Raw genomic sequence first — 22210 nt, 5'->3', positions numbered from 1 at the left:
TGCTTGATGTTTCACGTGAAACAATGAATAGGAAACAATTTTATGGATATTGATTTAAAGCCATTTTTTAAAAAATATGAAGACCTGTCCTCTATGGCCGACAAGGTATTTGAAAAGGTAAAAAAAGAATTTCCGGAGTGCGTAAAATGCAAGGCGGAATGTTCAGATTGTTGCCATGCTTTATTCGATCTTACATTGATTGAAGCTCTTTGTATTAGTTTTCATTTTTATAAAAATTATAAAGGGGAAAAAAGAACAAAGCTTATAGATAAGGCTAGCAGGGCAGATCGAAAAATTTACAAGCTAAAGAAAAAGGCGTACAAAGACCTTGAATCCGGTAAAAATGAAACCGAGATTTTAATGGAAATGGCCAAGGAAAAGGTGAGATGCCCGCTTTTGAACAGTAACGATATGTGTGACCTTTATCACAACAGACCCATAACATGCAGGCTTTATGGGATACCTACATCGATAAGAGGAATTGGGCACACTTGCGGGATATCCGGATTTAAAGAAGGTCAATCGTATCCGACTGTAAATCTTGATAAAATCCAGACAAAACTTTATGAAATATCCGATGAACTGGCGCAAGCTCTGAAAACAAAATATTCAAAACTCGGAGAAATGCTTGTACCGTTATCTATGGCAATCCTTACAGAATATAGTGAGGAATATTTAGGCGTCAATACCCAGGAAGATGAAACGGTTGGAGAGAAAAAATAAGGAGATAGGTATGAGTAAAGTTGACGCATGTGAAGCAGAAGCAAGAAAAAAAGCTATTTTTAACAGCATGGCCCCGAGGCGCCAGAAGCATATCCTTAAAAAGGGGTATGATAAATGGGATCCGTTTGAAGAACCTAAAGACCCCATAGATATAAGAAAAGACAAGACCAACCGGACATCTCAAATGCTGGTGAGAGAGTTTCTTCAATCAATAACTTCTGAAAAATATAGCAATGCTTACGGAAGGGGCGTGCTTGATATGTGCATCGGCATCATTAACGATGACGAGAGGTACATAGGGATGTTTGAATTCGCCAATTGGTATAGGGAGTTATTAAAAAGAGAGGGGTTTTGATAACAGGCGCAGCGGAATTTCTTGTATGTTCTATAACGCCTGTTCATTTTAACAGGGCATTTTTTTGTGCTCGCTTTTCTATAGATTTTCATATAATGAATTTCACAAGGTCAGAGGGAAAACCGGCCAGAGGGGAAAACCGGAAAGAGGCGTCCTGTCAGCACGTCGGCAGAAGGTTTTCACCGATAACGCAGTGAAATTATTTATGTGACAATCTATATTTATGTGGAAATCTATAACTCCATAATCAGCAAAGATGAAGGGTCAACGTGTATCATGGGGCTATCGGAATCATTGGTAATGCCCTTGATAAAATCAACACATATTCTTTCTCCTGTGGGTTGTAACTTAATAACAACGTCAAAATTATCTGCAACATGAAAAAAAGGAGCTGGTGTGCCATCCGCACTCGGCTCTTCATCTCTATGTATATGCCCTGCAAACCAGACTGACAATGAATTTTGAACTGCAAAAGCTTTGATCTCTTTAAGCAATTTATCAGTAGTTTCATTTAAAGGCAACCCGTCAATAATTAAAACATCCGGCACAAATATTCCCTGTTTTGTAATATCGGAGAAACGTTCCACAAAACCGGGCAAACTAAACCCATCAACTTTAAAGGTCATAATAAATCTGCATGGTAATAATGAATCCAGGGAACCTACAGGTAAGTCAATAACGTGCTGATCCACCAAATTTGTAAAGATTTCTTTATACCATAATGAAATCTTTTTAACAGAATCGTGCAGGCTCACATGCAGAACTTTTTTTTGCTTCAGCATACAGCTCAAGGCAACCTGAACTAAAAAGGAGGTTTTGCCGACTCCTGCGCGTGCTATAACAGCAGCAAAATCTCCTTTTTTTATAATATTATCAGTTCCAATACTTAAAGGGTTATAATCAATAGACTCATGCTCTGTCATATTAACTCCTTGCCGTGATATTTGTCATTTCAAAAGGGTATACAAAATATGCAAAATCATCGAGATCAACCAAAAATCCCTATAGAATCAATTTTTATCAAAAACGCATATCAAAGTATTTGCAAGATACCAATTTCAAGAATAGAAGTGCTCCAGAGAGTCAGTTTCTTTGGCGTGGGAAAGCTTTTGAAACGTTTAATGAAGCATCATTTAATTTCAACTATTTTTTAATTTTTTTTGTATCTCCTCGGCTACAGATTTAGGCACCTGTTTGTAGGAAAAAAATTCCATTGTAAATTGAGCCTTGCCTTGAGTTGCCGACCTCAAGACAGTTGAAAAACCGAACATTTCAGCCAAAGGAGCTTGAGTCTCAATGGTGCTCATGACGCCGTCTTCCTGGGAGCCTACTATCATACCTCTGCGCTGATTAAGTAATGCCATAACTGCTCCATTAAATTCATTAGGTGTTTCAACCACAACTTTCATTATTGGTTCATGAATAACAGGAGCAGCCCTGCTGTAGCCCTCACGAAAAGCGCCTCTGGCAGCACTTTGAAATGCCATCTCTGAAGAATCTACCGAATGAGAGGCGCCGTCATTAATAACTATCCTGATACCTGAAACCGGAAATTCGAGATAAGGGCCTTTTTTCAAACAACTCAGAAAACCTTTTTCGCATGATGAAATAAACTGGGTTGGGATAGAACCACCTGTAATTTTATTCTCGAAAATGAATTCTTCATCAGTAACAGGCTCCATAAATCCGGCAACCCGCCCGAACTGACCCGCACCGCCAGTCTGCTTTTTATGGGTATAGTTAAATTCAGAGCGTCTGGTTATGGTTTCACGATATGCGACTCCAGGCTGCCCTGTTGTAACATTTACAGCGTACTCCCTTCGCATACGTTCGACATAAACATCCAGGTGCAGTTCTCCCATACCTTGAATAATTGTCTCATTGGTCTCCTCATCGACAAATGTCCTGAAAGTGGGATCCTCCTTGGTAAACCGGTTCAGCGCTTTGGACATATTAACAAGGGATTTGTTATCATCCGCAAGAAGCGCCAGCGAAATAACCGGCTCAGGCACAAACATTGAAGTCATGGATAAATCAAGATGCTTTGAAACAAAGGTATCCCCGGAAGCACAGTCAATACCGAAAAGAGCGCCGATAACACCGGCCTTGATTGAAGAAATCTCTTCCATCTGGTTTGCATGCATACGGACCAGCCGGCCAACCTTGATAGTTTTTCCGGTACGTATATTTTTAACCGTATCACCTTTTGAAACCGTGCCTTGATAAACCCGGATATACGTGAGCTGTCCATACATGCCGTCTTCTAATTTAAAAGCCAGGGCTACGATAGGGTCGGAAAGATTATGACTTAGCGTGACAGGAGCTTCTTCCGCATCCATATCAAGCGCTTCGTTCTCAATATCCTTGGGGGATGGAAGAAAATCCACAACCGCATCCAGAAGCGGTTGAAGGGCTTTATTTTTGTATGCAGACCCCAAAAAGACAGGAGTGATTTTACGCTCAAGGGTTCCGGCCCTTACGGCCCCAATAAGAATTTCAGTTGTAATTTCAGAATCTTCCAGAACAGCTTCGGTAAGCTCATCAGAAAATAGAGATGCCTCATCAATTAATTCTTCCCGCATAGATTCAGCTTTATCAAGCAGGTCTGCAGGGATTTCTTCATATCTGAGAATCTCTCCATTTTCACCATCAAAATATATCGCTTGCATGGAAACAAGATCAACAACACCTTTAAAATCTGCTTCCATCCCAATCGGGATTTGCAAGGCAACAGCATTGTGGCCAAGTTTTTCTTTCAGTTGTTGGATTACCCTGTCAGGATTCGCGCCGCTTCTATCGCATTTGTTGATAAAGGCGATACATGGAATTTTATATCTTCGCATCTGACGGTCAACAGTCATCGATTGGGATTGAACACCACCAACAGAGCATAAAATAAGGATAGCGCCATCCAAAACTCGTAAAGAACGCTCGACCTCAATTGTAAAATCAACATGACCGGGGGTATCGATAAGATTGATCTGATAATCATTCCATTCACAAAAAGTCGCGGCAGAAGCTATTGTGATGCCGCGCTCCTTTTCAAGTTCCATAGAATCCATTGTGGCGCCGACACCATCTTTCCCTTTTACCTCGTGAATTGCATGGATTCGATTAGTATAAAAAAGGAATCTTTCGGTTAATGTCGTTTTCCCTGAATCAATATGAGCGCTGATACCAATATTTCTAATTTTTTCTATATTATATTCCATAGCCGATCCAAACCCTTTTTATGCTGACAGATAGAACAAAATCTCTATCTGTTATGAAATGAAATTTTTGTCAAGAATTTTATTGCACAGGCAGTATTAATTTAATAGAATAGCTAGTTTTCAACATACATGCACAATAAAAAAATAATTTTACAATAACAACGCGAGCTAAATAATGAAAGCTATATTAGCACTTGAGGATGGTCGTACTTTTAAAGGCAAATCCTTTACCGGGGCCGGCGAAGCATCAGGCGAAGTTGTTTTTAATACCGGGATGACGGGATACCAGGAGATATTAACAGATCCCTCCTATAAAAAGCAGATGGTTACCATGACCTATCCTCTAATAGGAAATTATGGTACGAATAATGAAGATGTGGAGTCGGACCGGATTCAGGTATCAGCCTTTTTAACCAGAGAATATCAAAATTATCCGAGTAATTTCAGATCAACAGCATCTTTGTCGGAATATTTAAAAAATTCGGGGAATAATCAACACAGTGTGCTAGGCATAGAAGATCTGGACACACGAGCTCTTACCAGGCATATAAGGAATGCAGGAGCTATGCGGGCTTTTATTTCTACTGAAGACCTTGACCCTGCATCATGCGTTCAAAAAGCAAAAGAGATCCCTGACATGGCAGGACAGGATCTGGTAAAGGAAGTTACAACCGATTCAGCATACCGCTGGGTTGAGGGGGAAAAAGTAGCCGTGCCTGAACAGGATTTAGAGATTAACGGCAAATTGTGGGAAAAAAGTCACGAAAAAAAGAGGATCGTTGTCTTTGATTACGGTGTGAAATTTAATATTTTAAGATGCCTTGAAATTGCAGGATGCGATTTGATAGTGGTGCCGGCTGCAACGACAGCAGATGTTGTGAAAACCATAGGACCTGATGGAATATTTTTATCAAACGGCCCTGGTGATCCTGAACCTGTAAGATATGCAATCAATACCATCAAAGAACTTATAGGGTACAGACCAATATTTGGAATCTGCCTTGGTTTGCAAATACTGGGGCTGGCCCTGGGAGGCAAAACATTTAAATTAAAGTTCGGGCATCGCGGCGCAAACCAGCCTGTTAAGAATCTTATAACAAGAAAAATAGAAATCACGTCCCAAAACCACGGATTTGCACTTAGTCCTGGGAGTCTCAACAATCTGAATATTGAAATTACTCATCTGAATTTAAATGACAATACTGTTGAAGGTTTCAAACATAAAGAGCTTCCCCTGCAGGCGGTGCAATATCACCCCGAAGCCTCTCCAGGGCCCCATGATGCCAGATACTTTTTTAATAATTTTGTAAGAAGAATAAAGGCTTGACTAATATAAACTATGCCGAAACGAACAGATATAAACAAAATTTTGATCATAGGAGCAGGACCGATTATCATCAGCCAGGCTTGCGAATTTGATTATTCAGGCACACAGGCATGTAAAGCCCTGCGTGAAGAAGGATATGAAATTGTCCTGGTTAACAGTAATCCTGCTACTATTATGACTGATCCTGAAATGGCTGATAGAACATATATAGAGCCTGTAACGCCTCGCGCAGTCGTCAAGATTATAGAGCGCGAGAGACCGGACGCGCTTTTGCCTACTCTGGGTGGGCAAACCGGATTGAATACTGCTGTAGAAGTATATAAAATGGGTGTCCTGGAAAAATATGGGGTTGAGATGATAGGGGCATCTTTTGAGGCAATTAATAAAGCTGAAGACAGGGACCTTTTTCGGGAAGCAATGCGGAGAATCGGCCTTAGAATTCCAAAAAGCGGTATAGCTGTGAACATGGAAAATGTCAGCTCGATAGCGGGTCAACTCGGCTTTCCTATTATTGTCCGTCCCAGCTTCACCCTTGGAGGTACAGGCGGAGGGGTGGCATATAATGCAGAAGAACTGGAGGTTCTCAGTAAAGCAGGTCTGGAGGCAAGCCTTATAGGGCAAGTCATGCTGGAAGAGTCTGTCCTTGGATGGAAAGAATATGAACTCGAAGTTATGCGGGATAATAACGATAATGTTGTAATTATATGTTCCATAGAGAATATGGACCCTATGGGCGTTCATACCGGAGACAGCATAACCGTGGCTCCTGCTCAGACCTTAACGGATAAGGAATTTCAGGAAATGCGGAATGCCTCCATTGCGATTATGCGTGAAATGGGGGTCGACACGGGCGGTTCCAATGTACAGTTTGCCGTTAACCCTAAAACAGGCGAAATGATTGTGGTTGAAATGAATCCCAGAGTCTCAAGAAGTTCCGCTTTGGCATCCAAGGCTACAGGATATCCGATTGCCAAGATTGCAGCCAAACTTGCTGTGGGATACACACTTGATGAGATTCCGAATGATATAACCGGCGAGACCTTTGCATCCTTTGAGCCGGTACTTGACTATTGTGTAATCAAAATACCGCGCTGGACATTTGAAAAATTTCCGGAAACTGAAGATTATCTTACGACAGCCATGAAATCAGTAGGGGAAACCATGGCAATCGGCAGAACTTTTAAAGAGGCTTTACAAAAAGGGATCAGGTCGTTGGAGATCGGCAGGTATGGCTTCGGCGCTGATGGGAAAGATAACTCTGAAATGCTGCAAGCGGAAAAAGATAAACATCCGAGCGCTGAAATTAAAAAAAAATTGGCAACACCTAATTCCGAGAGACTTTTTTATCTCCGATATGCTATTCTCAGCGGCATGGATATTGATTTTATTTATAAATTAACCGGTATTGACCCATGGTTTCTGTATCAATTGAAACAGATAACAGAACTCGAAGAAGATTTAAAAAAAACCGGCCCGGAACTGTCAACTGCAAAACTGGAACAGGCCAAGGCTTTTGGCTTTTCCGATGTGCAGATCGCTTGTTTGACTGGAACTGATGAAGAGCAAATTAAAAGGGAACGCACTGAAAAGGGAATTATACCGGTATATAAACTTGTTGATACCTGTTCGGCCGAATTCAAGGCTGCCACTCCTTATTATTATTCCACTTATGAAGAAGAAAATGAGGCCAGGATTTCAGAAAAAAAGAAGGTAATGATTCTCGGCGGCGGTCCTAATAGAATCGGACAGGGCATAGAATTTGATTATTGCTGCGTTCATGCTTCTTTTGCGCTTAAAGAAGAAGCCGTAGAGAGCATAATGGTTAACAGTAACCCTGAAACAGTCAGCACGGATTATGACACCTCGGATAAGCTCTATTTTGAACCGCTAACCAAAGAAGATGTGCTCCATATTGTTGAAATTGAAAAGCCGATGGGCGTGATTGTTCAATTTGGAGGGCAAACCCCGCTTAATCTTTCCTCCGGATTATTTAAAGCCGGGATCAAGATTCTTGGAACCCAGCCGGATAGTATAGACAGGGCGGAAGACAGGGAGCTGTTTCAGTGCATGTTAAACAAATTAGGCCTTGTGCAACCGCCGAACGGCACGGCTATGAGCGTGGAGGGTGCGGAGAAAGCGGCGGAGAAAATAGGATTCCCGGTTATTGTAAGGCCTTCGTATGTGCTTGGCGGAAGAGCCATGAAAATAGTATATGACAGCGCTGAATTGAAAAACTTTACGCTGCTCGCGCTTGACGCTTCTCCTGAACACCCGGTTCTGATTGACAAGTTCCTGGAAGATGCTGTGGAAATTGATGTTGATGCAATTTCAGACGGAAAAAGAACAATTATCGCAGGCATTATGGAGCATATTGAAGAGGCCGGCGTGCACTCTGGTGATTCGGCCTGCGTTCTGCCGCCTTACAGTATTAAAAAAAATATGCTTGCGGAAATATCGCAAGCCACGAGGGCAATGGCTCAGGAATTAAATGTGATCGGCCTTATGAATGTACAGTATGCTATAAAAAACGACAAACTGTTTGTGATTGAGGTGAATCCAAGAGCATCCAGAACCATTCCCTTTGTCAGCAAGGCTACCGGCATTCCATTTGCCAAATTAGCAACTAAAATTATGCTGGGACTTACGCTTGAAGAATTAGGATTAACCCATGAGATAGTCCCGGAGCATATCTCTGTAAAAGAGGCTGTTCTGCCGTTTGACAAGTTCCCTGACGTAGATACCCTGCTTGGTCCGGAAATGAAATCAACCGGTGAAGTTATGGGGATTGATTACGAATTTGGCGCTGCATACGCAAAAGCCCAGGCAGGGGCAGGGATCCATCTTCCTGTAACCGGAACTATATTTATCAGTGTTCAGAAACGTGACAAAAAGGCTATGCTTCCTGCCGCGCATAATTTTGTAAAGCTCGGATTTAAAATCATGGCAACAAGGGGGACATGGTCTTTTTTCAAAGATAACGGCATAGAAAGCAAAGCGATCAACAAGGTTTCGCTTGGAAGACCGCATGTTGTTGATGCCGTTAAAAACGGAGAGATTCAGCTTATAATCAACACCGGGTCGGGAGGCGCCAAAAAGCGCGATGGGTTTGATATACGGCAGGCTGCAATAAAATATAAAATACCCTATGCAACTACTATTGCAGGAGGTATAGCCATGTGTAAAGGTATTGCCGCCCTGAAAAATCAAAAGCTCACAGTAAAAACAATTCAGGAGTATAATAAATAAGGTATGAATTTTTCAGAAAAGCCGCGAGAGGCTTGCGGCCTCTTTGGAATCCATGGGCACCCGGATGCGGCAAAATTAACCTATTTCGGTTTGTACGCCTTGCAACACAGGGGGCAGGAAAGCGCAGGTATTTCAGTAGCGCACAATGATAATATCATCACCCACAAGGGTATGGGGCTCGTGCCTGATATTTTTAAAACGGAATATCTGGAGAAACTTACAGGCAACAGCGCCATCGGGCATGTTCGATATTCAACCACAGGAAATTCGGTAATTTCAAATGCACAACCTTTTTTCATACGTTACAGAAAAAGATCGTATGCAATAGCTCATAACGGCAACCTGGTTAATGCTCATATATTAAAAAATGAGCTTGAGGAAGCAGGTTCCATTTTTCAAACCACAATGGATAGTGAAGTTCTTTTGCACCTTTTTGTTAAAAATTTGGGGTATGGATTTGAAAAAGCGCTTATTGAAACAATTTCCAGGCTAAAAGGAGCATTCTCTTTTGTATGGCTTACAAGCCGGGGAGAACTTATAGGAATCAAAGGCCCCAATGGGTTCAGGCCTTTATGCCTTGGCAAACTAAACGGCCATTATATCCTGGCATCGGAAACATGTGCCCTTGATCTGGTCCAGGCCGATTTTATAAGGGAGCTGGACTCTGGTGAAATAGTAATCATTGGCCAGGACGGGATAAAATCTATAAAACCTTTTAACAGCGTAAAACGGTCATTCTGTATATTCGAGCTTATTTATTTTGCAAGGCCGGATAGTATAATGTTCGGAAAAAGTCTTTATCAAATCAGAAAAGCACACGGAAAACGCCTGGCGCAGGAATCCCATGTGGATGCGGATCTTGTGATGCCGTTTCCGGACTCCGGAACCTATGCTGCTATAGGTTATGCCGAAGAGACAGGTATACCATTTGAAATGGCAATGATACGCAACCATTATGTGGGCAGAACATTCATACAGCCGACACAGAGCATGCGCGATTTTGCAGTAAGGGTAAAGTTGAATCCCGTAAAAGATCTTTTAAAAGGAAAAGATATTATTATAATTGAAGATTCAATAATAAGAGGGACAACCGTGCGAACCAGGGTCAAGGCACTGCGGGAACTTGGAGTAAAAAAAATACATCTCAGAGTCAGCGGACCGCCGCACAGGTTCCCGTGTCATTATGGAATCGATTTTTCCACAAGGGGAGAATTGATTGCTGCAAGCAAGTCAGAGAAAGAGCTGCAAGATTTTCTTGGTTTAGATTCGCTGCATTATCTCAGCCTTGAAGGTCTGCTTGCATCAACCGGAGTCGATCATCCGGAAGATAATTTCTGTAAAGCCTGCTTTGACGGCTGTTATCCGGTAGATTTTGATAATAAGCTGTCCAAAAATTGTCTTGAGGATTATCTTGAAAAAGATTAGGTTGCTTCGTCCTCGTTTCTAACCAAAGGAGACAACATATGCTTGAATCCAAATACCTTAAAGATAATATTCAGAATATTCAAAAACTTTTGACTATTCCGGCTTTAAGACATTTTGAAACTTCCAATCTTGGCAAACTCCTCAGGCTCAGCAAAATCAGGGAATATAAGGATGGTGAGCTTCTTATCGAAGAGGGTGATTTAGACCCGTGGCTATATTTTCTTCTTTCCGGTAAAATAAGGATAGTTAAAGAGGGAAAAAGCATTGCCACAATATCCCAAAAGGGAGAAATCTTCGGGGAAATGAGAATCGTTGACAGTTTAAGCAGGTCAGCGTCAGTTTATGCGGCCGGCAAGACTATTTGCCTGGCAGTGGATACCTCCACCAAAAAAAGACTCTCCACTGAAGGAACGCGGGACGAAAAACTGGATTTTCTGCTGCTTTTATATAGAATTTTTGCTGAATATATGTCGATCCGTTTACGCTTAACCAATGAAGAGCTTGTTAATGCCATGAAGGTAATAGAAACAAATAAGCTGAAAATGTCATGAAAAGGACTGTTTCATTTTCTAAAGAATCTTCAAATATTTTCTTTCACATACTTACAGATTGTAATCTCAGGTGTATTCACTGCTATATAAACAGGGAGCAGCACGGATCAAACAGCCTTTCTTTACCTGAAATAGAAGAATGGCTTGACCTGTTTGCCGAAAAAGACAAAAAAACAAATCTGATTCTTTTAGGCGGCGAACCGACTCTTCATCCAGATCTTCCTTTGGCAATCAAAAAAGCACGCTCGCTGGCCTACAGCTCTATAACCGTTGATACAAACGGATACCTGTTTAATAATATTCTAACTAAAATCGGGCCTGATGAAATAGACTTTTTCAGTTTCAGTATTGATGGCGCAACAAGAACAACAAATGACATGATCAGGGGAAAGGGCTCTTATGACAGATGCATGGCAGGCATCCAGGATGCTGTAAAAAAAGGCTTTAACACCAGCGTTATCTATACGGTAAGCAGTCTTAATATTGATGAACTCAAAATGATGCCGCCTCTTTTAGAAAGACTCGGTGTTGATAGATTTTTCATCCAGGTTATCGGTGTAAGAGGAAATCCGGTTAAAAAGGATTTCCCGGCAACAGACCGGACCAAAATTAATAAGACCGGGATTCAGGTCCCGCGCGCGTTATGGACTGAAATTATACCTGAAGCAGCTGAAAAAACAGCAGACCTCGGAATAACCGTAACCTACCCGAAAGTTTTTTTAAGTCCGGAAGATACTTTTGAATGCGCAGGCCTGGTTGCAGATAATTATTTCATTTTCCCCAACGGCAGGGTCTATAGATGCCCATTGTGCGAAGATTTCCCCATGCACAGCATGATGATCAAGGAGAACAGGCTGATAAAGACCGGCAACATCAACGAAAGCCATTTGTTTAAATTGAATATCCCTGAAGGCTGCGTGATGAACAGGATTATTCAATCCGACAATCTGGAATATAAGACAAACGGCACACCCGAATTCAGGATCGCCTGCTGCATGCTTAAAGAGGAGGTTATACCACAATAAATTTTTTTATTAATTTTGTCGCTTGATCTATTTCAGCAGGATCCAGCCATATAATTTCCGGATCAGCATTAAACCATGTTAACTGACGTTTCGCATATCTCCTGGTATCCCGCTTAAAGAGTCTTACAGTCTTTTCCCACGAACTTTGTCCTTTAATAAATTCAACGAGATGACGATAACCAATCGATTGCATGGCCTTCAGATTTTTATTATACCCTTTCTCAAGCAGGTTTTTGACCTCATCAGCAAAGCCGGATTCCAGCATAAGATCGACTCTTTTGTTGATTCGTTCATAAAGCCGATTTCTATCTACTGCAAGGCCGATTTTCAAAACATCAAACAGGTTATCTCCAAAATTATGTTCTTTTTGATATTCGGATATTTTTTTACCTGTGGACTCAAAGGTCTCAAGCGCCCGTACAATTCTGAAGGTGTCGTTGCAATGAATTTTATGCGCCGCATCCGAATCTATTTCCTCTAACCTTGAATGTAAGGCAGACGAACCAAATTTGATGGCCTCCTCTTTTAACCTTATTAAAATTTTTTGATCCGCAGGCCTGGCCCGGAATAGTCCATGCTGGAGCGCCTTAATATAAAATCCGGTTCCACCCACCACAAAGGGTAAAATATCTTTTTCACACAATTCAGCTATTACATTACGGGCTTTTGCTGCAAAATCAGCCGCATCAAACTGTTCATCAGGATCAATAATATCAATCATATGATGAAAAACAGCGGTTTGTTCAGCAAGGGTCGGTTTAGCAGTACCGATGTTCATATATCTGTATATCTGCATTGAGTCCGCACTGATAATTTCACCGGAGAACAATTTTGCCGTTTTAATTGCCAATGATGTTTTACCGATGCCGGTTGGACCGCAGATTACAACAATTTTTGATTTTTTAATAAAACTCACAGAATATTTATCAGCTCTTTATGTTTTTAAAATAAATTGGTATAAAAAAAATACGCATTTTTTTTATAATTACTATTTAGTCGAGACAAAGCAACTATTTTTAAAAATTTTAATTACATTTATAAATATGAACAACGAGAGTGGAAAAATGAATTTCTGGCAGGATCATTCCTCACATTATTTGGCGATGGCCTTTAAAACGGATAACCGGGAAATATTGGCAAAACCCGATGGATATGGAAAAAAAACCGGGGATTGCGGTGATACCGTAGAATTTTATCTTAGTATCCAAAACGATTTGATCGAATACGTATCTTTCCAGGTTCAAGGGTGCATGAATACAACTGCCTGTGCCAATACCGTGGCTCTCCTGGCAAAAGGTAAAAGCATTGAAGATGCATGGAATATAACACCAGAGGACGTTATAGATTATCTGGAAACATTACCTGAAGATCATATGCATTGCGCTGAACTGACAATAGGTGCTTTTTATCTATCCCTTTCCAGTTGCCAGGAACTAAACAAAAAACACCGTAAAGAAATACATCATTAGTATATAACTGCTTTATTTTTGATGATTTCTTGTCGTTTCGAAGACCAGGTCTTTAATGGCTCGCTCAAAATAATGGGAAATCAAGGGCTGTTTGCTAAAATAATCATTCCCGCTTCGACATTTTTTCCAGAGCCGGCTTCATCCGCCAAAAAATTAGGGCGCAAATTCTGCCAATTTATTTAATCTTCGATCCTAAGCGATCACAGGCCTTCATCTATTGAAGAATTTTGCTGTATATTCTAAAAAGTTTCGACTTAAATCGAAACTAATTGACATAAATTTCGATTTTGTTTAAAAAAATTGGATGGAAGCTACTTATTATGCACTTAATCCCTGGTGGGAAGAAAGAGATTATGATACTGGAATCAATAGACCGGAATACCTAAAGCGCTTTGATATCTTTCTTGGCAGAAAACAGATTGAAGTACTCATAGGGAGCCGTCGTGTCGGTAAAACAACGTTATTCAAACAGTTTGTCAGGAATCTTATAAACAGAGGTGTTTTTCCGGGCGATATATTTTATCTGGCTCTTGACCACCCCTCCTTTGCAGGGATTACCATTTCAGAACACCTTCGGAACTTTAGAAAAATATTCATGCGGGAAAGGGGAAAAAAAGTATTTTTCTTCCTTGATGAAGTCCATGAAAGCAGAAACTGGGAGTTAGAACTCAAATCCATATATGACATGGAAAATATCAAAATATTCTGTACCGGGTCCACCTCTGCCTTGCTTACCCAGCAGGGGAACCGTCTCACAGGGCGACAGATCATAACAACCGTCTATACTCTCAGCTTCAAAGAATTTATGCTGTTTCGAGCGGATAAACCCAGTTTGAGCGAGGATTACAGGTATGAAAAGCGAGTCGAGGAATATCTTCAGACTGGAGGTTATCCGGAAAACGTACTCAACCCGTCAATAGAGTATATGAGCAATCTCCTTGAGGATATCCTTTCAAGGGATCTTATCAGGCTTTATCCGATAAAGAAGGGGTTTGTTCTAAAAGATCTTTTAAAGCTTATCGCGGCTTCGTCCGGGTCGCGTACCAGTTTTAACAAGCTTTGCAAGGTACTCTCAATCTCTGTTGATACCGTAAAAGAATACATACTTCACCTTGAATCAGCTTTCCTCGTATGGCCAATGGCTAAATGGACCACTTCCCATAATGAAAGGGTATACGCTCAAAAAAAAATATATCTTTGGGATACCGGTTTAAAGACATTATTGACAGGTCCGGCTGATGAAGGTGTAAAGGCGGAGAATGCCGTCTTTATGGAATTGAAAAGAAATCAAATTGACTGTGGCTATTTCGCCGAAAGCCAAAAGGAGGTTGATTTTATCACTGGGAATGTTAAAAAACCCATGCCGATTGAAGTAAAATACCTTTCTTCGTTTGACTGGAAAGACAAACGGTTTTCCGGATTTAAGTTATTTTTAAGGCGATTCCCTCAAACCAGTAAAGGGCTTTTAATAACAAGAGGGATAGATACAGTTATAAAATCAAATGATACCGAGATAATAGCTGTCCCCCTGTGGCGTTTTCTACTCTCATCCAACAATTATCTTGATAAACAAAACTTCACATTTTAAATCAAAATAGGGTGTTTGATTTCTCTCCCGCAGTGGGGGAATAGTATTGAGCTTTCTGACTTGAGCAGACTGCTTCCGGAATCTATTTTTATTTTAACACTTGTTTAACATTCTCCTAATATTCCCCTAACATTTACCGAATATATTCTTTAATCAATAAGTACTTGAGTACTTATTCACAAATTGGCTACCCGCTTAAAGCGGGACACTTCCTGTCGTTTTTGCTCTATGGCTGATTGAATTTACAGTTTTCGGTGGATTCGCTTCGCTTAATCCACCCTACAGACTTACGTTGATAGCCGAAAATCGTAGGGTGGATTAAGGAGCGTGCGACGAATCCACCAAAGCAGCTGTCCCGCCTTACGTTGGTAGCCAACAAATTGAAGTAACGGGGACGAAACAACTTATAGGAGGTACAATTATGAAGAAATGGATTGCAAAGCTAATCAACCCAGGTATTGTCATAATGGTAGTCATATTTCCGGTAGTACCATCGCATGCTCTTGAAGTGGATAAAAATCTTCCTACTTACATTAAGGTCAGCGGGGTCTCGGGCAACATAAAGTCTATTGGTTCCGATACGTTGAATAACCTGATGACTCTCTGGTCAGAGGGATTTCACTCCATATACCCGGGTGTAAAAATTGAGATCGAAGGCAAGGGTTCCTCAACTGCGCCGCCTGCCCTGATAGAGGGGGCTTCCCAATTTGGTCCCATGTCCAGGGAAATGAAGCCGAAAGAAAAGGATGCCTTTGAAAAAAAATTCGGGTATAAGCCTTCACATATCAGGGTTGCGGTGGATGCGCTGGCAGTATTTGTTAACAAGGATAACCCGATTAAATCCCTGACACTTAAGCAGTTGGATGCAATTTTTTCAAAGAACCGTAAAGGAGGTTTGTCAGGGGATATCAGGACCTGGGGAGATCTCGGGTTAAAAGGGGATTGGGCTGATAAACCAATATCATTATATGGACGCAACTCGGCCTCCGGCACTTACGGATACTTTAAAAAAGTAGCGCTTTTTAAAGGAGATTATAAGGACTGTGTCAAGGAACAGCCCGGATCTTCGGCAGTTGTGCAGGGTGTTTCATCCGATAAATACGGAGTAGGATACTCCGGCGTTGGATACAAAACAGCCGATGTAAGGACTGTGCCGCTGGCTGTGGAAGATGGTGAAGAGGCTTTTGATGCAAATGCCGAAAATGCATATAGCGGGGATTATCCTCTGGCAAGATTTCTATATGTATATGTTAACAAAAAGCCTAATCATAACCTGGAGCCTTTGCGGGGTGAGTTTATTAAATATATTTTTTCAAAACAGGGTCAGACTGTTGTAATAAAAGATGGATTCTATCCTGTGTCAAATTTTATCGCAGAAAATGATCTCAAAACCATAGGACTGCGTTGATACAATGAATAACAACAGGGTACCTGCCGGAGTTCCGGATAAACGGAATAAAAAAACAAGAAAGATAGTCCTGATTGCCGACCGGATTGCTGACCGGGTTATTACAACCGGAGGTATCCTGGTAATAGCCGTAGTGTTGTGCATTCTTATATTTCTGGTAGTAAAGGTTGTGCCCCTTTTTAAAAGTGGAACAATTGACAAAACCCATAGCTATACAATCGAAAAACAATCCGATGATCTTCTCTTTATGGGTATTGATGAATATAAAACGATATCTGTTTTTATGAAGAAAAACGGAGAAATCAGCATCTTCCATGCTAAATCCGGTTTCAGGCTTAAGTCTTCGGAAGTAACTTTTGATGAAAAGGAGATTACTGCATTTTCAAAAACAACCGATGGGGAATATCTTGCATTCGGTTTTTCAGACGGAAGTGTCAGTCTCGCCAGAACTTTTTTTGATATTAATATTATTACTGAAAAAAATATCCCGAAAAACCTGGAAACCCTGGATGACCGTGACAGTACTGATGGAGCTTTTGTTTATTCAAGGATTCCCGGGGGGCAGTACAGAAAAATCGGCTTCAAAATCGAGCTTGAATCGTCCATAAAGGTGAGCCCTGAAAACAGACCTGTAATTGCCGTGGATTATCATATTACAGGAGAGGCGGAACGTCGGGTCAAGGCCCTTGTCACTGTCGATGCCGGCGGTTCAGCTCTGTTGAGCAAGGTCAAATCAAAAATAAATCTTCTAACCGGCGAGCGGCGCACAAAAATAAGAAAAACCATCCTGCCGCCTTTACCACAAAAGCTTGCTATCCATTCCGTACTTCTCACAGAACAGGCGGACATGGTATTGATCAGCGCTGCCGGCGGAAGAATATATCGATACAATACTAAAGACTTCAATGCTCCGCTCCTGGCTGAAATTTTCCATCTGCTTCCGGACAAGGTGGAATTGACGGTTTTTAATTTTCTGCCTGGAGGCCAGTCGCTTGTGGCCGGAGGCAGCGACGGGTCGCTTGGTATATATTTTATCATCAACAGACCGGAAAGGGGCACTGCTGATGGTAAAGCCATAATCAAGGCCCGGGCTTTAAAAGAAAAAGGTGAACCGGTCGTAATGCTGGCTGCATCAGGCCGTGGAAAAAGCTTTGCAGCAGCCTGCAAATCCGGCGCAACCGAAATACTCCACGCAACAAGTCAAAAAATCATTTGGCGCTTTCCCGGCTACAAAAATGGACAGCTCGCCGGTATTCTGCTTGCTCCAAAACTTGACGGCCTACTGAGTATATCAAAAAACGGCCGGGTTAGGCTTACAGAATTCACAATTGCTCATCCGGAAACAACCTTTTCGACACTTTTTGGAAAAATATGGTACGAAGGTTACACGGAACCGACTTATACATGGCAGTCATCCGCCGGAACAGACGATTTTGAACAAAAATTTTCTCTCATACCCCTTATTTTCGGTTCGGTTAAAGCTGCCTTTTATTCGCTTCTTTTTGCAATTCCCATAGCGATTCTGGGGGCTATATATACTTCCGAGTTTCTCGGTAAACGTACAAGAGATATAATAAAACCTGGCATGGAAATGATGACATCGCTACCTTCCGTAATCCTGGGATTTGTTGCTGCGCTTGTACTTGCTCCGGTAGTGGAAAAAAATTTGTTGGCAATTATACTTTCCGTCCTGATAATCCCCGCGTTTTTGATGCTGTCGGCTCTTTTGTGGCAGCTCATCCCTTTACACATGGCCACCCGCTGGCAGGGCGGCCTTAAATTTACGCTGCTTATTATTGCAATAACAGTCGGTTTTACAGTTTCGGCAGGACTGGGGCCTGTTGCTGAAAAAATTATGTTTCATGGTGATTTTAAAGCATGGTTAAATTTTGATGTATCCGGCGCTGAACCCTTTCTGTTTCTTTTGGCTCTCCCCGTATCCTTTTTGGTAGCGGCAGTATTGCTTTCAAAATTGGCGGGACGCTATATTGCCGAATTTTATGGAAGGATTTCCGTTGTTAATGCGGCAATTTTTGATCTTGCGAGGTGGTTTTGCATATCAATAATTGCCATTATACTTTCTTTTGCGATTGCTAAAATTGCAACATTACTTGGGCTGGATGCCAGGAATTCCATCATAGGCGCTTATGCACAGCGAAATACGCTTATTATCGGTTTTGCTATGGGATTCGCAGTTATTCCAATTATATATACACTGGCAGATGATGCTTTGACTTCCGTCCCGTCTCATCTCCGCGCCGCCAGTCTGGGATGTGGAGCCACACCCTGGCAAACAGCCCTGTATGTTGTTTTGCCGACCGCGCTTAGTGGAGTTTTTTCGGCAATAATGATCGGTATGGGGCGGGCGGTTGGTGAAACCATGATTGTAGTCATGGCCGCCGGCAACACTCCCATAATCGACATGAATATTTTCAACGGACTAAGGGCACTCTCGGCAACCATTGCTGTTGAGCTGCCCGAAGCCGTTAAAGACGGCACATTATACAGAGTCCTGTTCCTGGCCGCACTGGTTCTGTTTGCAATGACCTTTGTAATCAATACCATAGCGGAAATTGTGAGGATCAGGTTTCGCAAAAAAACGCTGCAACTGTAAAATTTTTCAACATAATATGGTGAATTGTGAAAAAAAATAACAAAATAACCGGGCAAAACCTGACTGCCCGGGGTGAGCCTTTTCTATGGACCATGGGCGGTGCCCTGGCGGTGGGAATATTAATGGTGGTCGGTTTTTTATGCCTTGTCATAGTAAACGGACTTACCACATTTTATCCCGGGCCTGTATATAAGTTAAATCTCAATAATTCAAAAATTATTGCAGGGGAACCTGGCCGGAAAGAAACTTTTAAAACGGACTTTGCTCAAGCCGATAATAGTCTTGCTGAACGAACACTTTATAAAACAGGCAATTTCGATCTTTATAATGAAGATTATGTATGGGTTGCAGAGTATGAGATAAACAAGCTGTCAGCGCCACAAGATATATTTTTTATTGAACGTATGGAATGGGGACCTTTTATCGGGTTCATCAAAGCTTTGCAGCTTGACAAAAACAGGGTTGAATTCAACTTCCTGGAAAAAGACATCCGGCTGCTTGAAAAAGAACACCAAAAAGCCCTGCAACGAAGAAAAAAAATTCTGAAAATAGAAAAAAATGGTCTTGGACGGATAAATCATCTTATGGAAGAAAAACGTTTGGATTTGCGAAGGGTTGAGATAAAGCATGGTGATCAAAGCAAGCTATATAAATTAGCGTTGCAGGATTATCGAAAAAGCTTATCAGAGCTCGAAATACGGTATAAAAAGGTTCAAACAAAAGTTGAGGCTGAAAAAAATATCAATGATAAATTTTTGCTTATCCTGGAAGATGTTAACGGAAAAGAAAAAATTATAAAGTTGTCTGAAATAGTCCGGTTTTATCCTGCCAACAGCATTACTCTTTTTGGAAAAATAAAAATATATTTTTCAAGGTGGTATGAATTTCTTGCAACCCGGCCCAGGGAGGCCAATACTGAAGGCGGAGTGATGCCTGCAATTTTCGGCACTGTTGCAATGACACTGTTAATGGTTGTTTTTGTAGCCCCTTTCGGAATTATGGCATCTCTCTACCTGCGTGAATATGCAAAACAGGGACGCATGGTATCCCTGGTTAAAATATGCGTAAACAATCTTGCCGGAGTGCCTTCGATTGTATATGGTGTTTTCGGCCTCGGTTTTTTTGCATATATAATAGGCGGTAGCATAGACAATTTTTTTTTCCAGGAAAGACTTCCAAATCCTGTTTTCGGAACCGGGGGAATTTTATGGGCATCCCTGACCCTGGCGCTGCTTACAGTTCCGGTAGTTATCGTTGCAACCGAAGAAGCGCTCGCCTCGGTTCCCACGTCACTGCGGGAAGGTTCCCTTGCCTGCGGGGCTTCCAAATGGCAGACTATAAAAAATATTGTGCTTCCCAGGGCAATGCCCGGTATTCTTACCGGCATCATACTCGCCATGGCAAGGGGCGCCGGAGAGGTAGCTCCCCTGATGCTTGTCGGAGTAGTAAAACTGGCTCCCGAACTTCCGGTGGACGGCTATTTCCCATTTGTGCATCTTGAAAGAAGCTTCATGCACCTCGGGTTTCATATCTTTGATGTTGGATTCCAGTCCCGTAACGCAGAGGCCGGAAAACCGATGGTCTTTGTAACAACCCTGCTGCTTATTTTTCTTATTGGCGTTATGAATGCTGCAGCAATCTATATTCGCGGCAGGTTAAAGCGCAAGTATCTGACAGGACATTTTTAAACTACTCAGGCTAAAGGTGAAAGAGTCTCGTTCTTAAGCAATTATAACAGAATTATATTATGACCAAAAATTATAACGAAGAAACCGTTTATCATCTTCAAAAGGGACCCGAAGGTTCAATAATCAATATTGACTATTTCTCATTATGGTATGGAGAAAAGCAGGCCCTTTTCAAGAATAAGATTGAAATTGAAAAAGGACTTGTTACTTCGCTGATCGGTCCGTCAGGATGCGGCAAATCGACTCTACTGAGATCCCTGAACCGGATGAATGATCTGATAGAGAATATTAGTTTTACTGGAGAGATTCGTTTTTACGGAAAAAATATTTTTCATCGTGATATTGATGTGATAGGACTTAGAAAAAGAATGGGGATGGTATTCCAGAAACCTAACCCTTTTCCAATGTCGATTGCCGATAATGTGACCTATCCCCTCAAAATCGACGGAATCAGGAATCGCAATATACTGACCAGTACAGTGGAAAAAGCTTTAAAAGGGGCGGCGCTCTGGGATGAGGTAAAGGACCGGCTGGATGACAATGCCCTGAGCCTTTCAGGAGGACAGCAGCAGCGCTTATGCATTGCCCGCGCTATTGCAGCCGAACCTGAGGTCCTGCTGATGGATGAACCCTGCTCAGCCCTCGACCCTCTGGCTACAATTAAAATAGAAGATCTTATCAATGAGCTCAAGGGCAGCTATACTATCGTAATAGTAACGCACAACATGCAGCAGGCTGCAAGAGTGTCAGACAATACCGCGTTTATGTATCTCGGATATATAGTAGAATACGGAGAAACAGGAGTGGTTTTCACAAAACCGAAAAGTGCCAGAACGGAAGATTATGTAACCGGACGTTTCGGTTAAATAAGGAAGGAAAAATGACCAGTCATTTTCACAGAGAACTCGAGAAACTCAAACTCATGATCCTGTCCTTGGGAGCATTGGTTGAAGATCGTGTCCGCAAAGCTAACAGGGCGGTGGAGACAATAGATACTGATTTAGCGCACGAGATCATAGAAACCGATGTTGAAATTGATTGCATGGAAGTCGAGGTTGAGGAGGAATGTTTGAAAGCTCTGGCCCTGTATCAACCGGTTGCGGTTGACCTCAGATTTCTGATTGCGATAATCAAGATTAATAATGAACTCGAAAGAATCGGCGATCAGGCCGTAAATATTGCGGAAAGAATTATGATTATGGCAAAACAGTCCAAGCATAATTTTATGTTCGACTATTCCTCCATGTCACAAAAAGCTGAAAAGATGCTCAAGATGAGTCTCGACGCCCTTGTCAATCTTGATATTAAACTGGCCTTGAAAGTATGCGCCATGGATGATGAGGTGGATAAAATTAAAAAAAAGGCATACGACAAAATTAAACAAGGAATGCATGAATATCCGAAACATCTCGGATACATGATCAATCTGCTGTTGATATCCCGCCACCTTGAGCGTCTTGCGGATCATACCACCAATATTGCGGAAGAAGTAATCTACATGATTGAAGGAGATATTATAAGGCACGGCCGCGTTAAGAACTCGCTCAAAATGCCTTAAAATTAGGAGGCACGGTAAATC

Annotated in this window: 17 protein-coding genes; 14 read left to right on the top strand and 3 right to left on the bottom strand. The window is 41.6% G+C overall.

What is annotated here, in order from left to right:
• Nucleotides 1–42: 42 nt before the first annotated feature.
• Nucleotides 43–723, top strand: a complete 681-nt coding sequence (locus tag BuS5_RS17120) for a YkgJ family cysteine cluster protein (protein ID WP_027352981.1) — start codon at nucleotides 43–45, stop codon at nucleotides 721–723.
• A gap of 10 nt (nucleotides 724–733) precedes the next feature.
• Nucleotides 734–1078, top strand: coding sequence for a hypothetical protein (locus tag BuS5_RS17115; RefSeq protein WP_027352982.1), 345 nt, complete (start codon nucleotides 734–736; stop codon nucleotides 1076–1078).
• Nucleotides 1079–1311: 233 nt separating this feature from the next.
• Here BuS5_RS17115 and BuS5_RS17110 read toward each other — a convergent pair whose 3' ends face one another.
• Nucleotides 1312–2001, bottom strand: a complete 690-nt coding sequence (locus BuS5_RS17110) for an AAA family ATPase (protein WP_027352984.1) — start codon at nucleotides 1999–2001, stop codon at nucleotides 1312–1314.
• A gap of 216 nt (nucleotides 2002–2217) precedes the next feature.
• Nucleotides 2218–4290, bottom strand: a complete 2073-nt coding sequence (gene fusA, locus BuS5_RS17105; RefSeq protein WP_027352986.1) for an elongation factor G — start codon at nucleotides 4288–4290, stop codon at nucleotides 2218–2220.
• A 175-nt stretch (nucleotides 4291–4465) separates the two neighbouring features.
• On the opposite strand from fusA, the gene carA reads away from it, so the two are divergent.
• The 5 genes from carA to BuS5_RS17080 are packed head-to-tail and all read left to right on the top strand — an operon-like array spanning nucleotide 4466 to nucleotide 11864.
• Nucleotides 4466–5617, top strand: a complete 1152-nt coding sequence (gene carA / locus BuS5_RS17100; RefSeq protein WP_027352987.1) for a glutamine-hydrolyzing carbamoyl-phosphate synthase small subunit — start codon at nucleotides 4466–4468, stop codon at nucleotides 5615–5617.
• A gap of 12 nt (nucleotides 5618–5629) precedes the next feature.
• Nucleotides 5630–8863, top strand: coding sequence for a carbamoyl-phosphate synthase large subunit (carB, locus tag BuS5_RS17095; protein WP_027352988.1), 3234 nt, complete (start codon nucleotides 5630–5632; stop codon nucleotides 8861–8863).
• Between the two features lie 3 nt (nucleotides 8864–8866).
• Nucleotides 8867–10288, top strand: a complete 1422-nt coding sequence (gene purF / locus BuS5_RS17090; RefSeq protein ID WP_027352989.1) for an amidophosphoribosyltransferase — start codon at nucleotides 8867–8869, stop codon at nucleotides 10286–10288.
• A gap of 38 nt (nucleotides 10289–10326) precedes the next feature.
• Nucleotides 10327–10839 carry a cyclic nucleotide-binding domain-containing protein gene (locus tag BuS5_RS17085; protein WP_027352990.1) on the top strand — a complete coding sequence of 171 codons (513 nt, stop codon included), beginning with the start codon at nucleotides 10327–10329 and terminating at the stop codon, nucleotides 10837–10839.
• Nucleotides 10836–11864, top strand: a complete 1029-nt coding sequence (locus tag BuS5_RS17080; protein ID WP_027352991.1) for a radical SAM protein — start codon at nucleotides 10836–10838, stop codon at nucleotides 11862–11864. The genes BuS5_RS17085 and BuS5_RS17080 overlap by 4 nt, the downstream gene beginning before the upstream one ends.
• On the opposite strand, the gene miaA is transcribed toward BuS5_RS17080, so the two are convergent.
• The gene (gene miaA / locus BuS5_RS17075) at nucleotides 11851–12714 is read right to left on the bottom strand and encodes a tRNA (adenosine(37)-N6)-dimethylallyltransferase MiaA (RefSeq protein WP_338000276.1); all 864 of its coding nucleotides are present in this window, start codon (nucleotides 12712–12714) and stop codon (nucleotides 11851–11853) included. The two genes, BuS5_RS17080 and miaA, sit on opposite strands and share 14 nt — an antisense overlap.
• Here miaA and BuS5_RS17070 point away from each other — a divergent pair.
• From BuS5_RS17070 to phoU, 7 genes are all read left to right on the top strand, one after another.
• Nucleotides 12635–13333 (top strand): iron-sulfur cluster assembly scaffold protein, encoded by a 699-nt coding sequence (locus BuS5_RS17070; RefSeq protein WP_274427825.1) that lies wholly within the window; start codon nucleotides 12635–12637, stop codon nucleotides 13331–13333. The two genes, miaA and BuS5_RS17070, sit on opposite strands and share 80 nt — an antisense overlap.
• Nucleotides 13334–13637: 304 nt before the next feature.
• Nucleotides 13638–14921 (top strand): ATP-binding protein, encoded by a 1284-nt coding sequence (locus tag BuS5_RS17065; RefSeq protein WP_027352993.1) that lies wholly within the window; start codon nucleotides 13638–13640, stop codon nucleotides 14919–14921.
• A 421-nt stretch (nucleotides 14922–15342) separates the two neighbouring features.
• Complete coding sequence (locus BuS5_RS17060) at nucleotides 15343–16329, top strand: PstS family phosphate ABC transporter substrate-binding protein (RefSeq protein ID WP_027352994.1); 987 nt, start codon at nucleotides 15343–15345, stop codon at nucleotides 16327–16329.
• 4 nt (nucleotides 16330–16333) lie between these two features.
• On the top strand, nucleotides 16334–18943 hold the full coding sequence (locus BuS5_RS17055) for an ABC transporter permease subunit (protein WP_051374579.1): 2610 nt from the start codon (nucleotides 16334–16336) through the stop codon (nucleotides 18941–18943).
• A gap of 26 nt (nucleotides 18944–18969) precedes the next feature.
• Nucleotides 18970–20631 carry a phosphate ABC transporter permease PstA gene (gene pstA / locus BuS5_RS17050; RefSeq protein ID WP_051374580.1) on the top strand — a complete coding sequence of 554 codons (1662 nt, stop codon included), beginning with the start codon at nucleotides 18970–18972 and terminating at the stop codon, nucleotides 20629–20631.
• Nucleotides 20632–20690: 59 nt separating this feature from the next.
• Nucleotides 20691–21497: a phosphate ABC transporter ATP-binding protein PstB gene (gene pstB / locus BuS5_RS17045; RefSeq protein ID WP_035264382.1), complete on the top strand. Its 807-nt coding sequence runs from the start codon at nucleotides 20691–20693 to the stop codon at nucleotides 21495–21497.
• Nucleotides 21498–21511: 14 nt separating this feature from the next.
• The gene (gene phoU, locus BuS5_RS17040; RefSeq protein WP_027352997.1) at nucleotides 21512–22189 is read left to right on the top strand and encodes a phosphate signaling complex protein PhoU; all 678 of its coding nucleotides are present in this window, start codon (nucleotides 21512–21514) and stop codon (nucleotides 22187–22189) included.
• Nucleotides 22190–22210: the final 21 nt, after the last annotated feature.

The sequence above is a fragment of the Desulfosarcina sp. BuS5 genome (genome assembly GCF_028752835.1).
Lineage (GTDB): Bacteria > Desulfobacterota > Desulfobacteria > Desulfobacterales > BuS5 > BuS5.
Note: the sequence above shows the minus strand (reverse complement) of the source record. Positions and strands in the feature narration are given on the sequence as shown.